This is a genomic window from Roseovarius mucosus DSM 17069 (assembly GCF_000768555.3).
Classification (GTDB): Bacteria; Pseudomonadota; Alphaproteobacteria; order Rhodobacterales; family Rhodobacteraceae; genus Roseovarius; species Roseovarius mucosus.
The window spans coordinates 46,136-67,384 of sequence record NZ_KN293983.1 but is presented as its reverse complement, the minus strand read 5'-3'; the positions used below and the strand labels follow the sequence as shown (position 1 = coordinate 67,384).

21 protein-coding genes, 1 other RNA gene and 1 pseudogene are annotated in these 21,249 nt (G+C 62.1%); 6 read left to right on the top strand and 17 right to left on the bottom strand.

All coding sequences use genetic code 11. The annotated features are described in order from the left end of the window. Window positions 1–41 precede the first annotated feature (41 nt). From ROSMUC_RS15035 to ROSMUC_RS14995, 9 genes are all read right to left on the bottom strand, one after another. On the bottom strand, window positions 42–278 hold the full coding sequence (locus ROSMUC_RS15035; protein WP_037274941.1) for a ribbon-helix-helix domain-containing protein: 237 nt from the start codon (window positions 276–278) through the stop codon (window positions 42–44). A gap of 82 nt (window positions 279–360) precedes the next feature. After that, complete coding sequence (locus ROSMUC_RS15030; protein ID WP_037274939.1) at window positions 361–543, bottom strand: DUF4169 family protein; 183 nt, start codon at window positions 541–543, stop codon at window positions 361–363. Then, the gene (gene fumC, locus ROSMUC_RS15025) at window positions 540–1,931 is read right to left on the bottom strand and encodes a class II fumarate hydratase (RefSeq protein WP_037274936.1); all 1,392 of its coding nucleotides are present in this window, start codon (window positions 1,929–1,931) and stop codon (window positions 540–542) included. The genes ROSMUC_RS15030 and fumC overlap by 4 nt, the downstream gene beginning before the upstream one ends. A gap of 107 nt (window positions 1,932–2,038) precedes the next feature. Next, entirely contained in the window at window positions 2,039–2,494 is a 456-nt protein-coding gene (locus tag ROSMUC_RS15020; RefSeq protein ID WP_037274932.1) for an SspB family protein, read from the bottom strand. 74 nt (window positions 2,495–2,568) lie between these two features. Then, window positions 2,569–3,819 (bottom strand): chromate efflux transporter, encoded by a 1,251-nt coding sequence (gene chrA, locus ROSMUC_RS15015; protein WP_037274928.1) that lies wholly within the window; start codon window positions 3,817–3,819, stop codon window positions 2,569–2,571. Window positions 3,820–3,906: 87 nt separating this feature from the next. Continuing rightward, window positions 3,907–4,259, bottom strand: a transfer-messenger RNA (tmRNA) gene (gene ssrA, locus ROSMUC_RS15010). A 7-nt stretch (window positions 4,260–4,266) separates the two neighbouring features. Beyond that, window positions 4,267–5,628: a cytochrome P450 gene (locus ROSMUC_RS15005; protein ID WP_037274926.1), complete on the bottom strand. Its 1,362-nt coding sequence runs from the start codon at window positions 5,626–5,628 to the stop codon at window positions 4,267–4,269. Then, window positions 5,625–6,827, bottom strand: coding sequence for a hypothetical protein (locus ROSMUC_RS15000; protein WP_037274923.1), 1,203 nt, complete (start codon window positions 6,825–6,827; stop codon window positions 5,625–5,627). Before ROSMUC_RS15000 ends, ROSMUC_RS15005 begins: the two co-directional genes overlap by 4 nt. Before the next feature lie 54 nt (window positions 6,828–6,881). Further along, the gene (locus ROSMUC_RS14995) at window positions 6,882–7,634 is read right to left on the bottom strand and encodes a cytochrome c biogenesis CcdA family protein (RefSeq protein ID WP_037274920.1); all 753 of its coding nucleotides are present in this window, start codon (window positions 7,632–7,634) and stop codon (window positions 6,882–6,884) included. 93 nt (window positions 7,635–7,727) lie between these two features. Here ROSMUC_RS14995 and ROSMUC_RS14990 point away from each other — a divergent pair, with 93 nt between their 5' ends. Further along, complete coding sequence (locus ROSMUC_RS14990; protein ID WP_037274917.1) at window positions 7,728–7,958, top strand: sulfurtransferase TusA family protein; 231 nt, start codon at window positions 7,728–7,730, stop codon at window positions 7,956–7,958. 186 nt (window positions 7,959–8,144) lie between these two features. On the opposite strand, the gene ROSMUC_RS14985 is transcribed toward ROSMUC_RS14990, so the two are convergent. From ROSMUC_RS14985 to purC, 6 genes and pseudogenes are all read right to left on the bottom strand, one after another. Next, window positions 8,145–10,862, bottom strand: a complete 2,718-nt coding sequence (locus ROSMUC_RS14985) for an Rne/Rng family ribonuclease (RefSeq protein ID WP_037274915.1) — start codon at window positions 10,860–10,862, stop codon at window positions 8,145–8,147. 403 nt (window positions 10,863–11,265) lie between these two features. Continuing rightward, the gene (locus ROSMUC_RS14980) at window positions 11,266–12,600 is read right to left on the bottom strand and encodes a sigma-54-dependent transcriptional regulator (RefSeq protein WP_052115402.1); all 1,335 of its coding nucleotides are present in this window, start codon (window positions 12,598–12,600) and stop codon (window positions 11,266–11,268) included. A gap of 6 nt (window positions 12,601–12,606) precedes the next feature. Then, a pseudogene (locus ROSMUC_RS14975) lies at window positions 12,607–14,368 on the bottom strand (sensor histidine kinase). A gap of 45 nt (window positions 14,369–14,413) precedes the next feature. Continuing rightward, on the bottom strand, window positions 14,414–15,082 hold the full coding sequence (gene purQ / locus ROSMUC_RS14970) for a phosphoribosylformylglycinamidine synthase subunit PurQ (RefSeq protein WP_037274909.1): 669 nt from the start codon (window positions 15,080–15,082) through the stop codon (window positions 14,414–14,416). Continuing rightward, on the bottom strand, window positions 15,082–15,321 hold the full coding sequence (gene purS / locus ROSMUC_RS14965) for a phosphoribosylformylglycinamidine synthase subunit PurS (RefSeq protein WP_037274907.1): 240 nt from the start codon (window positions 15,319–15,321) through the stop codon (window positions 15,082–15,084). Before purS ends, purQ begins: the two co-directional genes overlap by 1 nt. An 11-nt stretch (window positions 15,322–15,332) precedes the next feature. Next, complete coding sequence (gene purC, locus ROSMUC_RS14960) at window positions 15,333–16,094, bottom strand: phosphoribosylaminoimidazolesuccinocarboxamide synthase (RefSeq protein ID WP_037274904.1); 762 nt, start codon at window positions 16,092–16,094, stop codon at window positions 15,333–15,335. Window positions 16,095–16,256: 162 nt separating this feature from the next. Here purC and ROSMUC_RS14955 point away from each other — a divergent pair, with 162 nt between their 5' ends. The 3 genes from ROSMUC_RS14955 to ROSMUC_RS14945 all read left to right on the top strand — a co-directional run bounded on the left by ROSMUC_RS14955 (window position 16,257) and on the right by ROSMUC_RS14945 (window position 18,010). Then, on the top strand, window positions 16,257–16,571 hold the full coding sequence (locus ROSMUC_RS14955; protein ID WP_037274901.1) for a DUF1476 domain-containing protein: 315 nt from the start codon (window positions 16,257–16,259) through the stop codon (window positions 16,569–16,571). 166 nt (window positions 16,572–16,737) lie between these two features. Continuing rightward, the gene (gene bmt, locus ROSMUC_RS14950) at window positions 16,738–17,748 is read left to right on the top strand and encodes a betaine--homocysteine S-methyltransferase (RefSeq protein ID WP_037275021.1); all 1,011 of its coding nucleotides are present in this window, start codon (window positions 16,738–16,740) and stop codon (window positions 17,746–17,748) included. Between the two features lie 16 nt (window positions 17,749–17,764). Beyond that, window positions 17,765–18,010, top strand: a complete 246-nt coding sequence (locus tag ROSMUC_RS14945) for a hypothetical protein (protein ID WP_037275017.1) — start codon at window positions 17,765–17,767, stop codon at window positions 18,008–18,010. Here ROSMUC_RS14945 and ROSMUC_RS14940 read toward each other — a convergent pair. Beyond that, complete coding sequence (locus tag ROSMUC_RS14940; protein WP_037274899.1) at window positions 17,992–19,071, bottom strand: PA0069 family radical SAM protein; 1,080 nt, start codon at window positions 19,069–19,071, stop codon at window positions 17,992–17,994. The genes ROSMUC_RS14945 and ROSMUC_RS14940 overlap by 19 nt on opposite strands. A gap of 209 nt (window positions 19,072–19,280) precedes the next feature. Here ROSMUC_RS14940 and ROSMUC_RS14935 point away from each other — a divergent pair, with 209 nt between their 5' ends. Both ROSMUC_RS14935 and ROSMUC_RS14930 read left to right on the top strand, forming a co-directional pair. Further along, window positions 19,281–19,985, top strand: a complete 705-nt coding sequence (locus ROSMUC_RS14935) for a corrinoid protein (protein ID WP_037274891.1) — start codon at window positions 19,281–19,283, stop codon at window positions 19,983–19,985. Window positions 19,986–20,049: 64 nt separating this feature from the next. Beyond that, a complete protein-coding gene (locus ROSMUC_RS14930; RefSeq protein WP_037274889.1) occupies window positions 20,050–20,691 on the top strand; it encodes a DUF1638 domain-containing protein in 642 nt (213 codons plus the stop codon). Window positions 20,692–20,754: 63 nt separating this feature from the next. Here the strand turns inward: ROSMUC_RS14930 and ROSMUC_RS14925 are convergent, their stop codons facing one another. After that, complete coding sequence (locus ROSMUC_RS14925; protein WP_037274885.1) at window positions 20,755–21,165, bottom strand: SufE family protein; 411 nt, start codon at window positions 21,163–21,165, stop codon at window positions 20,755–20,757. Window positions 21,166–21,249 lie beyond the last annotated feature (84 nt).

Below are 21,249 nucleotides of genomic sequence, written 5' to 3'. Positions count from 1 at the left end.
CTAGGAACGAAAAACAAATGACGCCGCGCCCTCGCGCGGCGTCATTCCTTTTGCAGCATCCGGTCGCGATAATGGGCAAGCACATATAGCCGGATCGCCGTGGCCAATCCCGTCTCTACCCCGCGCCCTGCATCAATTTCCGCCGCCAAGACATTAATTGCCATGGATTTTTCCTCGGCAATCTCACGAAACGCCTGCCAAAAGGCATCCTCAAGCGATACGCTGGTGCGATGACCGCGCAGGGTGAGCGAGCGCTTGACCGGGCGCGCGCCTGTCATTGGTCAGACATGGGGGCGCTGCCCCCGTCCTGGATGATATCCAGGACTCCCCCGAGGTATTTTGGGCCAGATGAAACCAAGGTCAGTCCTCATCCCGCCGATGCTGATCGAGCACGGCGCGCGCCTTGTCGGCCTGCGCCTGCTCCAGTGCCTTTTGCGCCTTGGTCCGGCCAAAGCGCGTGGCATTCTCGTTTGCGCGGGCCTTCTCCTCGGCCCGCGCCTTTTGCTTGCGCACCCGGTTCAGGTTGACCGGGCCCTCGGTCATTTCGGGCCGATCATGTCTTCGGGGCGCACCACGCGATCAAAGGTCTCGCCATCGACAAAGCCAAGCGCAATCGCCTCTTCGCGCAGGGTCGTACCATTCTTATGGGCGGTCTTGGCAACCTTGGTGGCATTGTCATAGCCGATGGTGGGGGCAAGCGCCGTGACCAGCATCAGGCTTTCTTTCATCAGCTTGTCGATGCGCGGCCCGTTGGCTTCGATGCCATTCAGCATGCGCTCGGTGAAGCTATCAGCGGCGTCACCCAAAAGCTGCATGGACTGCAAGAGGTTATAGGCCATCATCGGGTTGTAGACATTCAGTTCGAAATGCCCCTGAGAGCCCGCGAACTTGATCGCGGCGTCATTGCCCATGACATGCGCCGCAACCTGCGTCAGGGCCTCCGCCTGCGTCGGGTTGACCTTACCGGGCATGATCGACGATCCCGGCTCGTTCTCGGGCAGGATCAATTCACCCAGGCCCGAACGCGGACCAGAGCCAAGAAAGCGGATGTCATTGGCGATCTTGTAGCAAGAGCCCGCCACGGTTGCGAGCGCACCGGACATGAACACCATGGCATCATGGGCGGCCAGCGCCTCGAACTTGTTTGGTGCGGTGACGAACGGCAGGCCGGTGATCTCGGCCATCTGCCCCGCAACGGTTGTATCCCAGCCCTTCGCGGTATTCAGACCGGTGCCCACGGCGGTGCCGCCCTGTGCCAGCTCGTAAATGCCGGGCAGACACAGATTGACCCGCGCGATCCCCTGCCGGATCTGATGCGCATAGCCCGAAAATTCCTGCCCCAAGGTCAACGGCGTCGCATCCTGCGTATGGGTGCGGCCGATCTTGATGATGTCCTTGAACTCTTCCGACTTGGCCTCGAGCCCCGTCAAGAGCTTCTCCAACCCCGGCAAAAGCACGTCGCGCGCCGTCATGGCGGCCGCGATATGCATGGCCGTGGGGAAGGTGTCGTTCGAGGATTGCCCCATGTTCACATGGTCATTGGGATGCACCGGGTCCTTGGAGCCGATAACGCCGCCCAAGATTTCAATCGCCCGGTTGGCAATGACCTCATTGGCGTTCATGTTGGATTGCGTGCCCGACCCTGTCTGCCAGACGACCAGCGGGAAATTGTCGTCGAACTTGCCCGCGATCACCTCTTGCGCCGCCTGAATGATGGCATCGGCCAGACGCGCATCGAGCTTGCCACTGGCCTTGTTGGCCTGCGCGCAGGCCTGCTTGATCACGCCAAGCGCGCGCACGATGGCCACCGGCTGTTTCTCCCAGCCGATCGGGAAATTCATGATCGAGCGCTGCGTCTGCGCGCCCCAATACTTGTCGTTCGGCACCTCAAGGGGGCCAAAGCTGTCGGTTTCGGTGCGGGTGGCGGTCATGGCAAAGCCTTTCGTGACGGGTTTGCCCCGTTCATACCGCAGTTTGGCAAAAGATCAATGCTGTATACGACGGGATACAAAGCCCGCAGACTGCGACAAAGCGCGTGTTACTTGCGGAAACTGTCGAGCCGCACCACCTCGGCCTTGCCGGGGCTGGGATCATCGTCGGGCGGATCGGTGTCGTCCAGCTCGTCGATATCTTCATCCACTTCCTGCGTCTCGAACCGCAGGCCGAATTCGACAGACGGATCGACAAAGGTCTGGATCGAATCGTAGGGCACATATAGCCGCTCTGGCGCATCGCCAAAATTCAGCGTCACCGCAAACCCGTCATTCGTGACCTTGAGGTCATCATACCAGTGCTGCATCACCACCGTCATTTCCGACGGATAGCGCTGTTTCAACCAATCGGCGAGCTTGGCCTCGGGATGTTTGGTGTCGAAAGTGATGAAGAAGTGATGCGCCCCTGGCAAACCCTCGGCCTGCACCTTGTTCAGCACCTCTTGGATGAGGCCGCGCATGGCACGATGCATGAGATTGCCGTAGTCGATTGATCGAGACATGATTGACCCTTGGGGAATTGCTGCACGCCAGCATAGGGGATTCGAAGCAAAACAAAAGACCTGCAATGCGCCGCTCAAATCAAAACATGAACCAGACCCGCTAGCACCGCCATGAGCGCCAGAACGGGCACCATCGGCAAGCGAAGCCCCAGCAGCAGCACGCCTGCGACCGCGACATAGATCGCATCGCGCGGCGAAAAGCTGCTGATCTCGGGGCGGGGTCCAAGCGCGCTCATCGTCACCCGTCCGAACAGGACATGCAGCGCGAACCACACCGAGAGGTTGAGGATCACCCCCACCACCGCCGCCGAAATCCCCGCCAAGGCGCCTTTCAGACGGGGCCGCGCAAGGATATGCTCGATATACGGCGCGCCAGTGAAAATCCACAAAAAGCAAGGAATGAACGTGACCCAGAGCGTGAGACAAGCCGCCAGCACAGCGGTCCCTACCCCGCCCTGCGCATACCCCGCCAAGAGGCCCACAAACTCGGTCACAAGGATCAGCGGCCCCGGCGTGGTCTCGGCCAGACCGAGTGCATCGATCATTTCCGCCGTGCTGAGCCAGCCCTTGGTCGCCACCACCGTTTCCGTCATATAGGCCAGCACGGCATAGGCACCGCCAAAGGTCACGACCGCCAGCTTGCTGAAGAAAAGCGCCAGATCCGTCAGGAACCCGGCCCCCGTGGCCCAAACGAACAACACCGGTGCAGCCCAGAGAGCGCCCCAGAACAGTGCCGTTGTGGCCGTTTGCCGGGCTGACACCATGCCATCGGCGGTCTCGGGCTCCGCGATTGCCCCCCGTGTGCTCCAAGCCCCCCAGAGTGCGGCCGCCGCGATGATGAAGGGAAAAGGCACCGAAAGAAAGAACATCGCGACAAAACCCAAGCCCGCCAAAACCCAAGACGCCCGGCCTTTGAGCGCACGCTTTGCAAGTTTCAGAAGCGCTTGCAAAACGATCACCACGACTGCCGCCTTGACGCCCAGAAACACCGCCTGCACCATGGGCAAATCGCCATAGGTCGCATAGCCAAGGCCAAGTGCCAGGATCACTGCCGCCCCCGGCAGCACGAAGAGCAGCCCCGCGATCAGCCCGCCCAGCACCCCACGCAGCCGCCAACCGGCATAGGTGCAGAGCTGCATCGCCTCTGGCCCCGGCAAGAGCATGCAAAACGACAGCGCACCCAGGAATTGCTGCTCGCTCAGCCAGCCGCGCCGCACGACCAGTTCCTCATGCATCATCGAAATTTGCGCTGCAGGTCCACCAAAGCTGAGGAGACCGATATGGGCAAAGCTGCGAAAGATCAGGGCAAGGGGTGGCGCGCTCATGCCTCTTTGTCGCCCGCCGCCACGATGCGCGCAAGGCATAGTTTTATAACGTTTATTCAATGCGTTACAGATCAAAGCTAAAGTGAAAGTGCAGGCTTCTGTTGCCAGGTGCCTGCGAACCCCGCCTTACGCGGCTAAGCGCAAGGACTTAAGTTTCGGTTTGGTTACTGCTTACGCAGCAACGGCCACCGGAGCACGGTTGTCGTTTGCAACTGTACGTTTCGGACCGATAACGGTGGTACCTCACCGAGACAAAGCATAACCCCTTTAGACGTTCGTCGATCCTGTTTCGACCCCATGATCCCCAAACGAAGGATTGTTGGTGGAGTCGCCGGGTACCGCCCCCGGGTCCGATCCGCTTATTACGAGCGCGTTTATGTCCATAGTCCGCTTGCGCGAACAGTCCATACATAGGCGCTCTAATCCCGCTTGCAAAGGGGTGTCGGATCAGCGCGGCAAAAGTTTCAGCCAGATGCCATCGCGCCCGCGCACCGTCAGATGCGCCACCGGCATGGGCGGGCGCCCCACAACCGGGCTCAGGCGATAGGCCCGCACCAGCATCGCAAGCAAGAGCGGCCCCTCGATCATCGCAAACCCCGCCCCGGTGCAGACCCGCTGACCGGCAGAGAACGGGATGAACGCCTCGCGCAGACAGGTCTTGCCATTCTCGGTGCCATAACGCGCCGGATCAAACCCGTCGGGATTGTCCCAGAGTCGCTCGTGCCGGTGCAGATGCCAGGGGCTGATCACCACCTGCGCGCCGGGTGCGATGTCTCGGTCGCGGAACCGCTCGGGACAGGCCGTCTCGCGCACCATCATCGGCACCGGCGGATAGAGGCGCAGCGTCTCGCGGAACACATCCCGGGTGACACGCAACCGCGCCATATCCGCAAACTCCGGCGCGCGGGTGCCAAAGACTGCCTCGGCCTCTGCGGCGACCCTGTCCTGCCACTCGGGGTAAAGCGCCAGAAGGTAGAGCGCCCAAGCCAGCGCCGAAGCACTGGTTTCATGCCCGGCCAGAAAGAAGATCGCGACCTGATCGACCATTTCCTCGGTGTCGAACCGCGCGCCGGTTTCGGGGTCGGCGGTGGTCATGATCTTGGTCGCCAGATCATCCGGCGCGGTCCCCGCCGCAATCTCGGCCTGCCGCCGCGCGGTCAGTTCCGTGATCAACCCCCGGATGGTCCGCGCCGTCACCCGCGTCTGACGGCGGTGAAAGCGTGGAAACCAACGCGGCAAGGGAATAAACGCGGCAAGGTTCAGCACCGGCTGCGTGCGTTGATGCGCCTTGAAGGCGTCAAACACCTGCGCGGCAGTGCGATCCTCGATTGGCAGCGAAAACAGCGTGCGAAAGATCACATCGGCGGCAGCATGGCTGGTGTGGCCCTCAATATCAAACCCTCTGCCATCAGCCAGCGGGGCCAGCCGCGCAACCGCCCCCTGCCCGGCCATGACCATCGCCCCAAACGTATCCCGCAACCGCCCGCCCTCGAACGCAGGGTCAATGATGCGCCTCTGCCGCCTCCATGTCGCGCCATTGGTGACAAAGACTGATTGCCCCAGCAGGGGCCGCAACCCCTCGGACACACGGGTGGATTTCGGGAAATCATCGGGGCGTTGTTTCAGCACCAAATCAACCAAGGCCGTGTCATTGCAAAGGTAAGAGCGAAAGAACGGCGTGCGAAATTCAGCCATCCACGCGCGATAAAGACGGACAGGCTGCGCCGAGAGGATATCGGCCCGAAACAGCCGCAGATAGCGCCAGAGCGATACAGCATCAGGGCGCGCGGGCGGCTTGGGCGGAATCATCGCACAACGCTCGTGTAGCCCGACGTGGCGCACACGATCCGGCTTTTCGAGGGTGATCTGTCACGAAACCGCGCGGCCAGTGTCAATGGCCCTGCCGTGACACGGAAATAGTCATAGTCACCGGGCCGATCAAAGGCGCAGAGATATTGGAAATGCAGCCGAAAAAATCGCCACCGCAAGGCGCGCCACCGCTCCGGGCTCAGCGTCTGGGTAAACGCCGCCGAGATCACCAGCGGCCAACGCTTGTCCTGCGGGGCCACGCCCGACACCGCCACCGGATCACAAAGCGCAAAGGCGCAGCCATCGCCGGGGGCGGTGACATCGACCCAAGTCACCTCGTCCCGCGCGCTCAGATAGGCCAGATCAGCCCGTAGCCGATGCGCGCGCGGCAAAAAGGATACCATCGGCACCACCTGCCCAAGGCTCAGGAACGACAGAGCCGGGCCATCGGCGGGCACATGCCCGCCCCGAATCAGATCGGCCAGAATCGACACCCCCAGATGCGCCCCCGAGGAATGGCCAACCACCAGTACCTCGTCGCACTCCCCCTGCAAGGCCTGCGCAATCTCGGCGGTAAATTCCGCCATCCGCGCCTCCAACTCGGGCGGATTGGCACCCAGATAGCGCGCCGAATAGGCATAATCATGCATCAGGTAATAGGCAAAGAAGCGGCCGTCGAGGCGCCGGAACCATTCGAGGATGAAGGGCACGGCCAACAGGCCGCCCCATGCCGCCCAAGGCTGCCAGAGCGCCAGCGCGCGCCCCACTCCCCATGCCGCCAAGAGCGCTATCCCAAGCTGCACCAGCAAGAACCCCACCGGGTAGAGCGCAGCGATCACCGGCCCTTTGCGCAACCGCATCAACCGAAAGAGCGCGCCAGTGCCAATATAAATCGACGCGGTGCGGATCAGTTGCGCATAGGTCGCCAGAATTCCCTGATCCATGCTGCCCTTGACGATATCGGACCAGACCAGCACTTCAAACGCGCTCTCGACCTCTGCCCCCTCAAGACGCGCGGACACATTCCATCCAAAACGCGCCTGAGCTTTGGCCGGTAAAACCTTGATTTCATAATCTAAAATAGTCGCTTGCGCCGCACATTCCTTGCGATAGAGCTCGCGGTAGCGGCGCGGCGGGATCGGGTCATACCCTGGAATATAAAACACGCGCCTGCGGCGCACTTTGGGCTCGCTGCTCATGTCCAACCTCGCGTTGAACGGAACCTAGCGTGAAAATCTGGCAAGCGTAAGGCGTTATCCAAGCACCGCAAGGGCGGGGAAGGTTTCCAACAGCCAGAAGGAAAAGGCCGAGAACCCACCCGTCAGCATCAAGAGACCGATGGTCCAGAGCAACAGGCCCATCACCCGCTCGATCTGCTCCATGTGGCGTTTCATCCAGCCCATCAACCCTTGCAGGCGCGGCAGGAACGCCGCCACCAGCAGGAAGGGCACGCCCAACCCGATAGCATAAATCGCCAGAAGCATCGTGCCCCGCGCCACCGACCCTTCGGACGCCGCCAAGGACAGGATCGCGCCCAGTTGCGGGCCGATGCAAGGCGTCCAGCCAAAAGCAAAGGCAAGCCCAAGGATATACGCGCCAAAGGACGATCCCCCCCGGTCGCCCGCATCAATCCGCGCCTCACGGTCAAGGAACTTGATGCGATAGACGCCCACGAAATGCGCACCGAAAACCATCACAAGAACGCCCGCTATCGTGTTGAAATAGCTCTGGTATTGCAAAAACACTGTACCGATCGCCGACGCCGTGAACCCGAGGAAAATAAACACCGTCGACAGGCCCAGCACGAAAAAGAGCGCCGGCACCACGGCGCGCGCCCGGCTCTGCCCGCTCTCGGAGAGATCATTCAGGCTCACGCCGCTCATATAGGCCAGATAGGGCGGCACGATGGGCAGCACGCAGGGGCTGAGAAAGGATATGATCCCTGCGGCCAAGGCCACGAACATGGCGGGCAACAGCGCTGCATCTATGATTTCGATTCCGAACATGCGCCAGACATATCCCGCCTCGTGGCTCGCGTCACCCGACAATCGGTCACATCCCTGTGGACAGGTTGTAACAAGCCCGCTATCTCACGTTTCATGACCCCTGATGAGACCCTTGATGCCTGCGGCCTGCTGTGTCCGCTGCCCGTGCTCAAGCTGCGCAAGCGCTTGAAATCCATGACGATTGGCGCGGTGATTGCGATGCAGGCGGATGATCCGGCGGCGGTGATTGACGTGCCGCATTTCTGCGCCGAATCCGGGCATGATCTCATTTCCGCGACCGATGCGAATGGCGTCCAGACCTACCTGATCCGCAAGACCCGCTGAGGCGTCCTGCGCCCCATGCAAAACACTCGTCCCGGGCTTGACCCGGGACCGCGCTGCAGCAGCGTCGAGGCCCCCGCTCGGGGGCCGGGGCGATGCGAAATCGATTAGACGCGACGCGCTGGCCCCACACAACGAAAAATGCCGCACCCGAGGGCGCGGCATCCTTGATTTTCGTCTCGACTCCGCTCAGCCCAGCGACCACCAGCCGCGGCGTTTCGGCTTGGGCTCTTCCTGCGGTGCCGGGGCTTCGGCCACAGGCTCCGGCTCGGGCGCGGCTTCCGGGGTTTCTGCGTCTGCCACCGGCTCTTGTGTTACCTCTACCACCGGCTCTGGTGTCACCTCTGCCACAGGCTCTGGTGCCACCTCTGCAACCGGTTCCGCCTCAGTCACCGCTGCTGCCGCCTCTGGCTCGGCCGGCACGCTGGATTCCTCGGCAGCCACGGCTTCGGGCGCCTTCTTCTTGCGCGGGGTTGGGGTGCGCTTGGGCTTTTCTGCCGCTTTGGGTTTGGCGGCCTCGTCTGAGGTCGCTTCCTCTGCCGCCGCCGGCTCTTTCTTCTTGCGCGGCGCACGGGTGCGCTTGGGTTTGGGCTTCTCCTCCGAGACAGCCTCTTCTCCCGCATCAGCAGACACTTCGGTTGCTGCTTCGGTTGCGGGCGCGGTCACGACCTCTGCGACAGAGCCCTCGCGCGACTGCTCGGCCGCATCGGCGCCCTCCGCCTCGTCGTCCTCTCGGCCCTCATCGGACCCCTCGCCATTGCGCTCCGACCCGTTGCCATTCTTGGGCTTGCGGCGGCGGCTGCGGCGACGGCGGCTCTTCTTGGGCTTGTCGCCCCCCTCGCCGCCCGTGCCCGGCGCGCTCTTGGCCTCGTCACCGGTTTCGGCTTCGGCCTCCTCTTCAATCTCGTCCTCAACCTCGTCGTCGATGTCATCCATCAGCGCCGATGTGCCAGACACGAACTGCACCATCGGCACTTCGGGCACATTGCGGATCGCGGTCTTGAACTTCTCCATCGTGAAATCGGGGCTGACCAGACGCGGATCGCCTTCGATCCGCACCGACAGGCCATAGCGCCCTTCGATCTGAGCCACATGGTCCCGCTTCTGGTTCATCAGATAGTTGGCGATGCCCACCGGGCATTTCACCAATACCTCACGCGAGCGGCGGCGCACGCCCTCTTCCTCGATCTGGCGCAGGATCGACAGCGCAAGGCTGTCATCCGACCGGATGAGGCCGGTGCCATGGCAGGCCTGACAGGGCTGGGTCGTGGCCTCGATCATGCCCGGACGCAGACGCTGGCGCGACATCTCCAACAGGCCAAAGCCGGAAATTCGGCCCACCTGAATCCGCGCGCGGTCGGTCTTGAGCTTGTCCTTGAGCCGCTTTTCCACCGAGGCGTTGTTACGCCGCTCGTCCATGTCGATAAAGTCGATCACGATCAGACCGGCAAGGTCACGCAGGCGCAACTGGCGCGCCACCTCTTCGGCAGCCTCAAGATTGGTCTTGAGCGCGGTTTCCTCGATCGAGCCTTCCTTGGTGGCACGGCCAGAGTTCACGTCGATGGCGACCAGCGCCTCGGTCACGCCGATCACGATATAACCCCCGGATTTGAGCTGCACCGTGGGGTTGAACATGCCCGAGAGGTAGCTTTCGACCTGGAACCGCGCAAAGAGCGGCTGCTGATCGACGTAATGCTTCACGTTCTTGGCATGGGACGGCATGATCATCTTCATGAAGTCCTTGGCGATACGATAGCCGCGCTCACCCTCGACCAGAACCTCGTCGATGTCGCGATTGTAGAGGTCACGGATCGAACGCTTGATCAGATCGCCTTCTTCATAGATTTTCGCCGGTGCCATCGAGCGCAGGGTCAATTCGCGGATCTGCTCCCACAGACGCTGCAGATATTCGTAATCGCGCTTGATCTCTGCCTTGGTGCGTTTCGCCCCGGCGGTGCGCACGATCAGGCCTGCGCCGCGCGGCACGTCGATCTCGGTCGCGATTTCCTTGAGCTTCTTGCGGTCCACGGCATTGGTGATCTTGCGGCTGATGCCACCCCCGCGCGCGGTATTGGGCATGAGCACACAGTAGCGGCCAGCAAGGCTCAGATAGGTGGTCAGTGCCGCGCCCTTGTTGCCGCGCTCTTCCTTGACGACCTGCACCAGCATGATCTGGCGGACCTTGACGACCTCCTGGATCTTGTAGCGCCGTGCGCGGGGCTTGCGCACCGGGCGAATATCCTCGCTGTCATCCTCTTCGGCAACGGATTCGATCTCGTCATCCTGTGCCGCATGATCGCGGGTGTCGGTCTCGGGCTCATCCTCGGCCGCCTCGTCGGTGCCGCTATCCTCGGGCTCTTCGACCGGGGTCTCGGCCACGCGCTCCATAGGCGATGTCGCCTCGGGCACATCGCTGGTGGCGGTGCTCTCGTCCTCTAGATCGATGGTCTCCATCCCCGAGATTTCAGAGGTCGCGACAGCATCGTCGGATTGGGTCTTTTCGGCACGCGAACGCGACCGGGACCGCGACCGCGAGCGACTATTTCGCCCGTCACTGCGCCCGTCCCCACCGCTGCTGCGACGCGGACGATCTTCGTCCTCGTCATTCTGCGCGTTGGCCAGCGCCTCTTCCTCGGCCATCAAGGCCTCGCGGTCGGCGACCGGAATTTGATAGTAATCGGGATGTATCTCCGAGAACGCCAGAAACCCGTGCCGGTTTCCGCCGTAATCGACAAAGGCCGCCTGAAGCGAGGGTTCAACCCGCGTCACCTTGGCCAGATAGATATTGCCAGCTATCTGGCGTTTGTTTTCAGACTCAAAATCGAATTCCTCGACCTTGTTTCCGTCGACCACCACAACCCGAGTTTCCTCGGCGTGGGTGGCATCAATGAGCATTTTCGTAGCCATGTTTTCCGTTTGCATCGCGGCGCGGCCGCCTGCCCCGGTGGGGCGGCGCGTTGCGGCAGATGTCTGATAAGGGCGATGGCGTACGCGCAGCCAAGGGTGCCGGTATCGGCCCCTACACTGACAAAGTGATGTTTCGCGCGCTTCATCGCGGTTCTTCTTCTCCGGCCCCTTGCGGAGCCAATTCAGGGCCTGTCCACCGTTTTCAAGGGTCAGGCTTGTATGTGGCCCCCGTGAACGGGGCCCAATCGGTCTGCTCAATCATGTCGGACTGATCCGGACGGAGGACTGAAACAGCGAATCTCTCGTGGCGGCGGGGCGGATTACGCCCGTCACCATAGTGTCACAGTAAAGCGACCCACACGCCAATGACAATGGACAAAATGAAAAGCAGCGCAGGCCGCTCTCAAAGATAGTCGGACCGTTGCAAATTATACTTGGCCATTTTTTCATTCAAAGTGCGGCGCGGCAGGCAAAGCTCGTCCATCACCGCGGCAATACTGCCCTTGTGGCGGCGCATCGTGTTGTCGATCAGCATGCGCTCGAACGCCTCGACATATTCCTTGAGCGGCTTGCCCTCGGTGGTCATCACCGGCTGCATGTCCTGATGATCCGACATGAGCAGCGAGGTGATCGTCCCCGACCCCCGCCGTGCCTGCAACACCGCACGCTCGGCCACGTTGAAGAGTTGGCGCACATTACCGGGCCAAGGCGCCTGCAAGAGCTGCGTGGCCTCCTGCGCGCTGACCTGCGGCGCATCACAGCCGTAATCCTCTGAAAACTGCTCGGCAAAACGCGTGAACAGGGTCAGGATGTCCTCGCCCCGCTGCCGCAGCGGCGGTACGGTGATCCGCAGGCTGGCCAGCCGGTAAAAGAGATCGGGCCGCAAGGCATCTTCGCAGGTGTGACCTTCGTCCTGCATGTTCGAGATGGCGACCACGCGCGTCTCGGGCGGGGTGCCTTCAGCGTTGATGTGGGTCAACAGCTTGGCCTGCGCCGCTTCGCTCAACGCCTCTATATCCTCCAGCACCAACGTGCCGCCGCGCGCCTCTTCAAAGGCAGGCAGGCGCGCATCCTCGGGCTGCACCGGGCCAAAGAGACGCTTGATCAGCCCCTCATCGTCAAACGCGGCACAGGCCACCGAGACAAACTTGCGCCCCGCCCGTGCCCCAACCGCATGCAGCGCATGCGCCACCAGCGTCTTGCCGGTGCCTGTCTCGCCCTCGATCAGCACATGGCCATCCGCCTGCCCCAGATCGAGAATATCCTCACGCAGCCGCTCCATCGCGCCGCTGGTGCCGATCAGCTTTTTCATCAGCTGGCCACCATCTGACAGGTCTTTCCGCAGGGCGCGCGCGTCCAAGGTCATGCGGCGAGCATTCGTGGCCTTCTTGGCCAGCTCGGTCATACGGTCCGGGTTGAACGGTTTTTCCAGAAAATCGAACGCACCGATGCGCATCGCCTCAACCGCCATCGGCACATCGCCATGTCCGGTGATCATGATCACCGGCAGCGAACTGTCGGAGCCCATCAGCTTCTTGAGAAACTGCATCCCGTCCATGCCGGGCATCCGCACGTCGGTCACTACGATCCCCGGATAATCCGGCCCCAGCGATTTCAGCGCCTCTTCCGCCGAGGCAAAGGCCTCGGTGTCATAACCCGACAAGGCAAGCCACTGGCTAATGGACTGGCGCATGTCCTTTTCATCATCGACGATGGCGATTTTCATGGCTGCTGGCATTTCACATCACTCCGCTGCTCGGGTCTCATCCGCCAATATGGGTAGCTGCATCTCGAATACAGCCCCTCCGTCGGGCGCATTGCGCGCCACAAGACGTCCGCCAAGGTCGTTGACGATCCCCGAGGAAATAGCAAGCCCAAGCCCGACCCCATCGCCGGGTTGTTTGGTGGTGTAAAACGGCTCGAAAAGGTTCTTGAAATCACCGATCCCCTCGCCGTTGTCGCGCACCGTGAGTACCGCCGTTTCCCCCGCCGCGAGCAGAATGTCGATGGTGGCATCAGGCACCGCGTTGGTGGCATCGATGGCGTTGCGCAAGAGGTTGATGATCACCTGCTCCACCCGCACCCGGTCGCCCATGATTATGACCGGCTGATCCGGAAGGGTGCGGGTGATGGTGATCTTGCGCTGGCGCAATTGCGGCTCCATCATCGACAACGCCGAGGCCACGGCATCTGCCATATTTACAGGGGAAAACTGCGTTCCCGACTGGCGCGCATAGGACTTGAGCTGTTTGGTGATCGCCCCCATCCGCTCGATCAGATCGTCAATTCGCTGAAAGGCCGAGAGCGCCTCGTCAGGCCGGTTGCGCGACAGCAAGAGCCGCGCGCCCGCAAGATAGGTTTTCATCGCCGCAAGAGGTTGGTTCAGCTCGTGGCTGACCGCCGCCGACATCTCACCCAGCACCGCCAGTTTCGAGCTTTGCTGGATGGTCTGTTCGGCCTGTGCAAGGTTCTCTTGCGCGCGCCTGCGCTCGGCGATTTCCCGCTGGAGGCGGGCATTCAATGCGCGAAGCTCTGCCGATTCCCGCTGAAACAGCGCCATCCGCAGCGCTGCCTTGCGGTTGAGAAAGTAAAACGCGAGCGCGAGGAGAATCGCGAATCCCATGATCTCGAGCGCGAGATAGCCGTTCACCTTGTCGCGCACCGCCGTGTAGGTGGTGAACCCGGCGATCCGCCAGCCACGAAAGGCCACGCGCCCCTCGACCCGCATCACCGCCTCGCCGCGCACATAGGCATCCGCCGGCAACGCGGTCCAATCCGAGGTCGCCTGAATGGCGCGCTGAATGGCGCTGTTGACCGGCTCGCGGCGCAACGCCTCGGGCCTCTGTCAACCCGCGCCAGCGTGGTTCGGTCGCCAGAATGATCCGCCCCTCGGTATCCGTCACCATCACGGCATCGGAAATCCCCGCCCAGGCGCGCTCGTATTTGCGCAGATCCACCTCGACCACGATCACGCCCAATGTGCCATTCTGGGTCTCGATCCGACGCGAGTAGTAAAAGTTGAATTGCCCGGTTTCCTGGCGCAAAACATGGAAAATCGTATCGCGCGAGCGCATCGCATCCACGAAATAGGCCGCCGACTTGTGGCTCTCTCCCAATCGCAGGCGGTCGGTTGCCGCCACCGCGCGCCCGTCCTTGTCGAGCAGGGTCAGGCTCGCCGCGCCGATTTCCTCAAGAAACGAAATCAGGCGTTGCGTGGATTGCGCATAGTCCTGCGTATTCAGCGCCGCAATCAGCGCCGGATCCCGCGCCAAGAGCTGTGGAACAATCGCATTCTGGCGCAACTCCGACAGCAGGTTGCCGGAATAGAGCACAAGGCGTAGCTCGGCACGGTTGCGCGTGTTCTCGGTAAAGCGATCCGTCAACAGCCGGTTCGTGGTCAGCACCACCGCCACCGCAACGATGAAAAGTGCAAAAAGCACCGCGCGCGCGCGCCAGGAAATGGTACGCATCCGATGACGTGCGGTCGAAGAGGCGGCTTTGCTCATGCTCTCAGATTATGCCGCGCGGCGCCGCTTCTCAAGCGCAAGCGTTCAGGCGCGCTCCAGCGCTCCCATCACGCCGGTGAAGAGAGCGGCCCCATCGGTGCCCCCCTGCAACGGCTCTGCCATGCGCTCGGGATGCGGCATCATTCCCAGAACGCGGCGATTCTCGGACAGGATACCCGCGATGTCGCGCGCCGACCCGTTGGGGTTCTCGGTATAGGTAAACGCCACCCGATCCTCGGCGTGCAGCCGGTCCAGCGTGGCGGCATCGGCATAGTAATTGCCATCGTGATGGGCAATCGGCACGGTGATCGTGCTGCCCGCCGCATAGCCATGGGTAAAGGCGCTGTCCGAGGTCGCAACCCGCAGGCCAACGGGCTTGCAAACATATTTCAGCCCTGCATTCCGCAACAAGGCACCCGGCAGAATTCCCGTCTCGGTCAGGATCTGGAAACCGTTGCAGACACCCAGCACATAACCGCCCTTGTCCGCATGCGCGATGACCGACCGGCAAATGGGCGAATTGGCGGCAATCGCGCCGCAGCGCAGGTAATCGCCATAGGAAAACCCGCCCGGCACGCCGACCACATCGACACCCTGCGGCAGGTCCGTGTCCTTGTGCCAGACCATCGACACCCGCGCGCCCGCGCGCTCAAAGGCCACCGCCAGATCGCGGTCGCAGTTAGAGCCGGGAAAGACGATGACGGCGGCATGCATCAGGCCAACTCCACCGAATAGCTCTCGATCACGGTGTTCGCGAGCAGCTTTTCGCACATCTCGGTCACGGTCGCCTTGGCCTTGGCCGCGTCGGTCTCGGCCAGATCAAGCTCGATCACCTTGCCCTGCCGCACCGCTTCGACCCCGTCGAACCCCATCGAGTCGAGGGCATGGCGCACCGCCTCGCCCTGCGGATCAAGAACGCCGGATTTCAGCATGACATGCACGCGCGCTTTCATGGGATACCTCTTCAGTTGATCAGTTTTGGCCGCGCCATCGGCGTGCTGCCCTTGGGCATGACCCCCAGACGGGTGGCAACCTCGGTATAGGCATCCGTCAGGCTGCCCAGATCACGGCGGAACACGTCCTTGTCCAGCTTGCGGCCCGTGGCGATATCCCACAACCGGCAACTGTCGGGGCTGATTTCATCGGCCACGATCAGCCGCTGGAAATCGCCGTCATAGACGCGACCGATCTCGATCTTGAAATCAATCAGCTTGATTCCGACGCCATACATCACGCCCGCCATGAAATCGTTGACGCGCAGCGCGAGGCTGAGGATGTCGTCCATATCCTGCTGGCTGGCCCAGCCAAAGGCGGCGATATGTTCCTCGGTGACCAGCGGATCGCCCAGCTTGTCATCCTTGAGGCAATATTCCACGATGGGGCGCGGCAATTGCGTGCCCTCTTCGATGCCCAAACGCTTGGCCATGGTGCCGGCGGCATAGTTGCGAACGATCACTTCAAGCGGGATGATCTCAACCGCGCGCACCAGTTGTTCGCGCATGTTCAACCGCTTGATGAAATGCGTGGGCACGCCGATGGTGTTCAGGCCGGTCATGAAATACTCGGACAGCATGTTGTTAAGCACGCCCTTGCCCTCGATCACGGCCTTTTTCTCGGCGTTAAAGGCTGTGGCGTCATCCTTGAAATACTGGATGATCGTGCCCGGCTCCGGCCCTTCATAAAGGGTCTTGGCCTTGCCTTCATAGATTTTCTTGCGCCGCGCCATGGGAACTCCATCGTTGAGGGTGGGGGGCGTGAGTCCCCTCATGCCGATGCGCTCTCATAGTGCATGGGCCAACACGTCGCAAGATGGCGTTGGCCCCTTGCCCTTTTGCGTGCCAGATTGCATATCGGGGGCAACAGCAACGCATGCAAGGGGACCGGCCCAATGACCACCTTTGACGATCGCGAAAGCGCATTCGAAAACAAATTCGCCCATGACGAGGAAATGGCCTTTCGTGCCGTGGCCCGCCGCAACAAGCTTCTGGGCCTCTGGGCCGCGGAACTGATGGGCAAGACTGGCGATGACGCCAATGCTTACGCCCTCGAAGTGGTCAAGGCCGATTTCGAAGAGGCAGGCCACGAAGACGTGGTGCGCAAGGTCGCGGCCGATCTGGGCGATATCGCCGATGTCGACACCATCCGCGCCAAGATGGACGAGCTGCTCAAGATCGCCAAGGGCCAACTGGCCAACGAGGCCTGAGCAGACCCACCCAACACCACCAAGGGGCGTGTCATACCATGGCGCGCCCCTTGTGCTTGGTCAGGCAATACAAACGCGCCTCACCATTTACATGAAATAAATGCATTTGCGCGCAGAGCCCGTTTGGTGGCACATCTGCGTGCTCACGAAGAATTGGACAGCCCAGATGACAAACGCCTTCACCAAGATGCTCGCCACCCGCGATTGGATTCTCGCCGATGGGGCCACCGGCACCAATCTCTTCAACATGGGCCTGCAATCGGGCGATGCCCCCGAAATGTGGAACGATCAGCATCCCGACCGGATCAAACGCCTCTATACCGAGGCGGTGGATGCGGGCAGCGACCTGTTCCTGACCAACTCCTTTGGCGGCAATGCGGCACGTCTGAAACTGCACGGCGCACAGGGGCGCGCACGTGAGTTGTCCCGCATCTCCGCCGAGATTGGCCGCGACGTGGCCGACCGCTATGACCGGCCTGTGATCGTGGCCGGTTCTGTCGGCCCGACCGGCGAGATCATGGCCCCGATGGGCGCGCTCACCCATGAATTGGCGGTCGAGATTTTCCACGAACAGGCCGAGGGGCTCAAGGAAGGCGGGGCCGACGTGCTCTGGCTCGAAACCATTTCCGCCCCCGAGGAATACAAGGCCGCTGCCGAAGCGTTCAAGCTGGCCGACATGCCGTGGTGCGGCACCATGAGCTTTGACACCGCCGGGCGCACCATGATGGGCGTCACCTCTTCCGACATGGCTGCCATGGTCGAAAAGCTGGGCAATCCGCCGCTCGCCTATGGGGCCAATTGTGGCGTCGGGGCTTCGGACCTTCTGCGCACCATTCTCGGTTTCGTGGCCCAAGGCTCGGAGCGGCCCATCATCGCCAAGGGCAATGCCGGCATCCCGAAATACCATGACGGCCATATCCATTACGACGGCACCCCGGACCTCATGGCCGATTATGCCGTGCTTGCCCGCGACGCAGGGGCGACCATCATCGGCGGCTGCTGTGGCACCATGCCCGAACACCTCTCGAAAATGCGCGCCGCACTGGAAAGCCGCCCACGCGGCCCCCGCCCCACGCTGGACCAGATCACCGAGGCGCTCGGCGGTTTTTCCTCAGGTGGGGATGGCACCGGCGACGATACTGCGGCCCCTCGCCGCCCCCGCCGCAGGCGCGCCTGAGCAAAGGGGCAGGAAGATGCTGCGCGTCATCTTCCTCGCTGCGGCCCTGCTGACCACCCTCGCATGGGGCATAGGCTATGTCTGGATTTCCGGCCTCGCCTGCGCCTTTGGGTCGCCCAGCGGAAACTGTTCCATCCCGCTCCCCTGGTCCCTGCGCGGCGAGGATCTAACGCTCCTTGTCCTCATGCCCGGTGGCGTGGTCGCGAGCCTTTTGGCGCTGGCCTGGCTCAGCGGACGACACGCTCAAAAAAGCGAGAGTTGATTCCCCCGCTCCAGTGGTACCTCGAACAGGTCCGTGCGTAACGCTGCCTGCGCTTGATCCAACCCCAGCCGCCGCGCCGCCAGATCGAACCGGCGCGCGATCATGCGCGCATGCACCCCCTCGCCGCGCATCCGTTTATGCCACTCGGCGCTATACTCTTGGCCACCGTGCATTTCGCGCAACCGGTTCATCACCTTGCGCGCTCTGTCGGGATAATGCGTCGCCAACCATTCCTGAAAGAGCGGTGACACCTCGCGTGGCAGGCGCAGCATGATCCAGCTTGCGGCCCCTGCCCCGGCGTCGCGCCCCGCGGCCAGAATCGCCTCGATCTCCGGGTCGGTCAGGCCCGGAATGACCGGCGACACCATGAGGCGCACAGGGATGCCCTCCCCAGCCAAGCGCCGGATCATTTCCAACCGCCGCGCAGGTGTGGGCGCGCGCGGTTCCAGCCGCCGCGCCAAAACCTCGTCGAGCGTTGTCACTGAAATCCCCACCCGCGCCAGCCCGCGCGCGGCCATGTCGCCCAGAAGATCAATATCCCGTTCGATCAGCGCCCCCTTGGTCACAACCGCCACCGGATGACGGAACCGCTGCAAGACCTCGAGGCAGGCACGGGTAATGCCGAATTCCGCCTCGATCGGTTGATAGGGGTCGGTATTGGTGCCGATTGCCATCGGCGCCACGCCATAGCTGCGCGCCCGCAATTCCGCCTCCAGCCGCGCTGGGGCCTCGGGCCGCGCGATCAGTCGTGTTTCGAAATCAAGCCCCGGCGACAGGCCCAGATAGGCATGGCTCGGCCGCGCAAAACAATAGATGCAGCCATGCTCACAACCGCGATACGGATTGATCGAGCGGTCAAACGGAAGATCGGGCGAGCGGTTATAGGTGATCATCCGGCGCTGGCGCTCTGTCGTGACCTGCGTGCGCAAGAGCCGCGCCTCCTCCGCGCTCACCTCTGCGTCGTACTGCACGCCATATGCCTCGAACCGGCCCGCCGCATTGCTCAGCGCGCCCCGCGCCCGTAGACGCACATCAGGGGAAAGGGTTTGATCCGGTTTCATGCCCCACAAATGGAACATAAAGTGAACATTTGCAAGAAACCGATAATCATCATGCCGATAATTCAGTCACATCCCCCGCGATTCCAAGCTATAGGTCGGTTGCGGCGCGGGCAGCGTCGCAATTCGGAAAGTGGCCGCGCCGCAAATTGACGAAAGCTGCGCCCAGTCAACCCAGATGCGCGCGCGCAGAGAACTCAAGGATTCCCCCAATGTCCGATCAAGACGACGACATCATCCTCGCCGACCTCGACGATGACGAGCTTGTCCAACAGATGTTCGACGACCTCTACGACGGCCTCAAGGAAGAGATCGAAGAGAGCGTGCACATCCTGCTCGAGCGCGGCTGGGCACCCTATCGCATCCTGACCGAGGCGCTGGTTGGTGGCATGACCATCGTCGGCAAGGATTTCCGCGATGGCATCCTCTTTGTTCCCGAAGTGCTGCTGGCGGCCAACGCCATGAAGGGCGGCATGGCCATCCTCAAGCCGCTTCTGGCCGAAACCGGCGCCCCGCGCGTGGGCAAAATGGTGATCGGGACCGTCAAGGGCGACATCCACGACATCGGCAAGAACCTCGTCGGCATGATGATGGAAGGCGCAGGCTTTGAAGTTGTCGATCTCGGCATCAACAACGCCGTCGAAAAGTATCTCGAAGCGCTGGAAGCCGAACAGCCCGACATCCTCGGCATGTCGGCGCTGCTGACAACCACCATGCCCTACATGAAGGTCGTGATCGACACGCTGGTGGAACAGGGCAAGCGCGATGAATATATCGTGTTGGTGGGCGGCGCGCCGCTCAACGAGGAATTCGGCAAAGCCATCGGCGCCGATGCCTATTGCCGCGACGCCGCCGTGGCCGTGGAAACCGCCAAGGATTTCATGGCGCGCAAACACAACCGGCTGGCCGCAGGCTGAGCAACGGAAACGCTCAAGAACGGCCCGCCCCCGCGCGGGCCGTTTGCATTTGAGAGGACCGGCAATGGATCCGAGCGACGATCACCTGACCACGCAGGGGCTTGAGGCCGAGGGACGAGGCCGCCTTCTGCTCATTGCCTGCGGGGCCTTGGCGCATGAGATTCTGGCGCTGAAACGCCTGAACGGCTGGGATCACATGGATCTGCAATGCCTTCCGGCCAAGCTGCACCTTTACCCCGACCAGATCACCGACGAGGTGGAAAAATCCGTCCTCGCCCATCGCCACGATTATGACCGCATTTTCGTGGTCTATGCCGATTGCGGCACCGGCGGCTTGCTCCAGGCAAAATGCGCCGAACTGGGCGTGGACATGGTGGCAGGCCCGCATTGCTATGCCTTTTACGAAGGTCTCGACAGCTTTGCCGCCCATGAGGATGAAATCAGTGCCTTCTACCTCACCGATTTCCTCGTGCGGCAATTCGATGCCTTTGTCTGGAAACCCATGGGGCTCGACCGCCACCCGCAGCTGCGCGACATGATCTTTGGCAATTACACCAAGCTGGTCTATCAGGCGCAAACTGACGATCCCGCCCTGCGTGCCAAGGCAGAGGACTGCGCCGCGCGCCTTGGCCTCGCCTATGAATACCGCTTCACGGGCTATGGTGATCTTAAGGTATCACTTGAGATTCAAGCCGCAAGACACTGATTTAAATATCATCTGGCCTTAAATACCTCGGGGGTGTGGGGGCAGAGCCCCCACGCTGCTGCCTTACGCGGCCTCCGCCGCCACCAGCCTGATGCGTTCGATCATCGCCCGCACCCCGTTCGAGCGTTGCGCCGACAGATGGGCATCCAGCCCCAACCGCGCCAGTTCCGCAGGCGCATCCACCCGCGCCACCTCTCCCACCGGCACGCCGTTATAAAGCGCGCGCAGCACCGCGATCAGGCCACGCACGATCATCGCGTCACTATCCCCATCAAAGCTGAAGACACCCGCCTCGATCCGTGGATGCAGCCACACCTGACTTGCACAGCCCTCGACCTTGGTCGTGGGCACCTTGAGCGCGTCATCCAGAGGGTCCATCGCCCGGCCCCGGTCGATCACATAGCGATAGCGATCCTCCCAATCCTCCAGAAACTCGAAATCATCGACAATCTCTTCAAAGGCGGCAGCGGCCATGACACTCTCCTTGCGCTTTGCCTCAGACCTAGGGCCGGGTCGGAAAAAGGTCCAGACCTCGCTTGCACCTTTTCAAGCCGGACG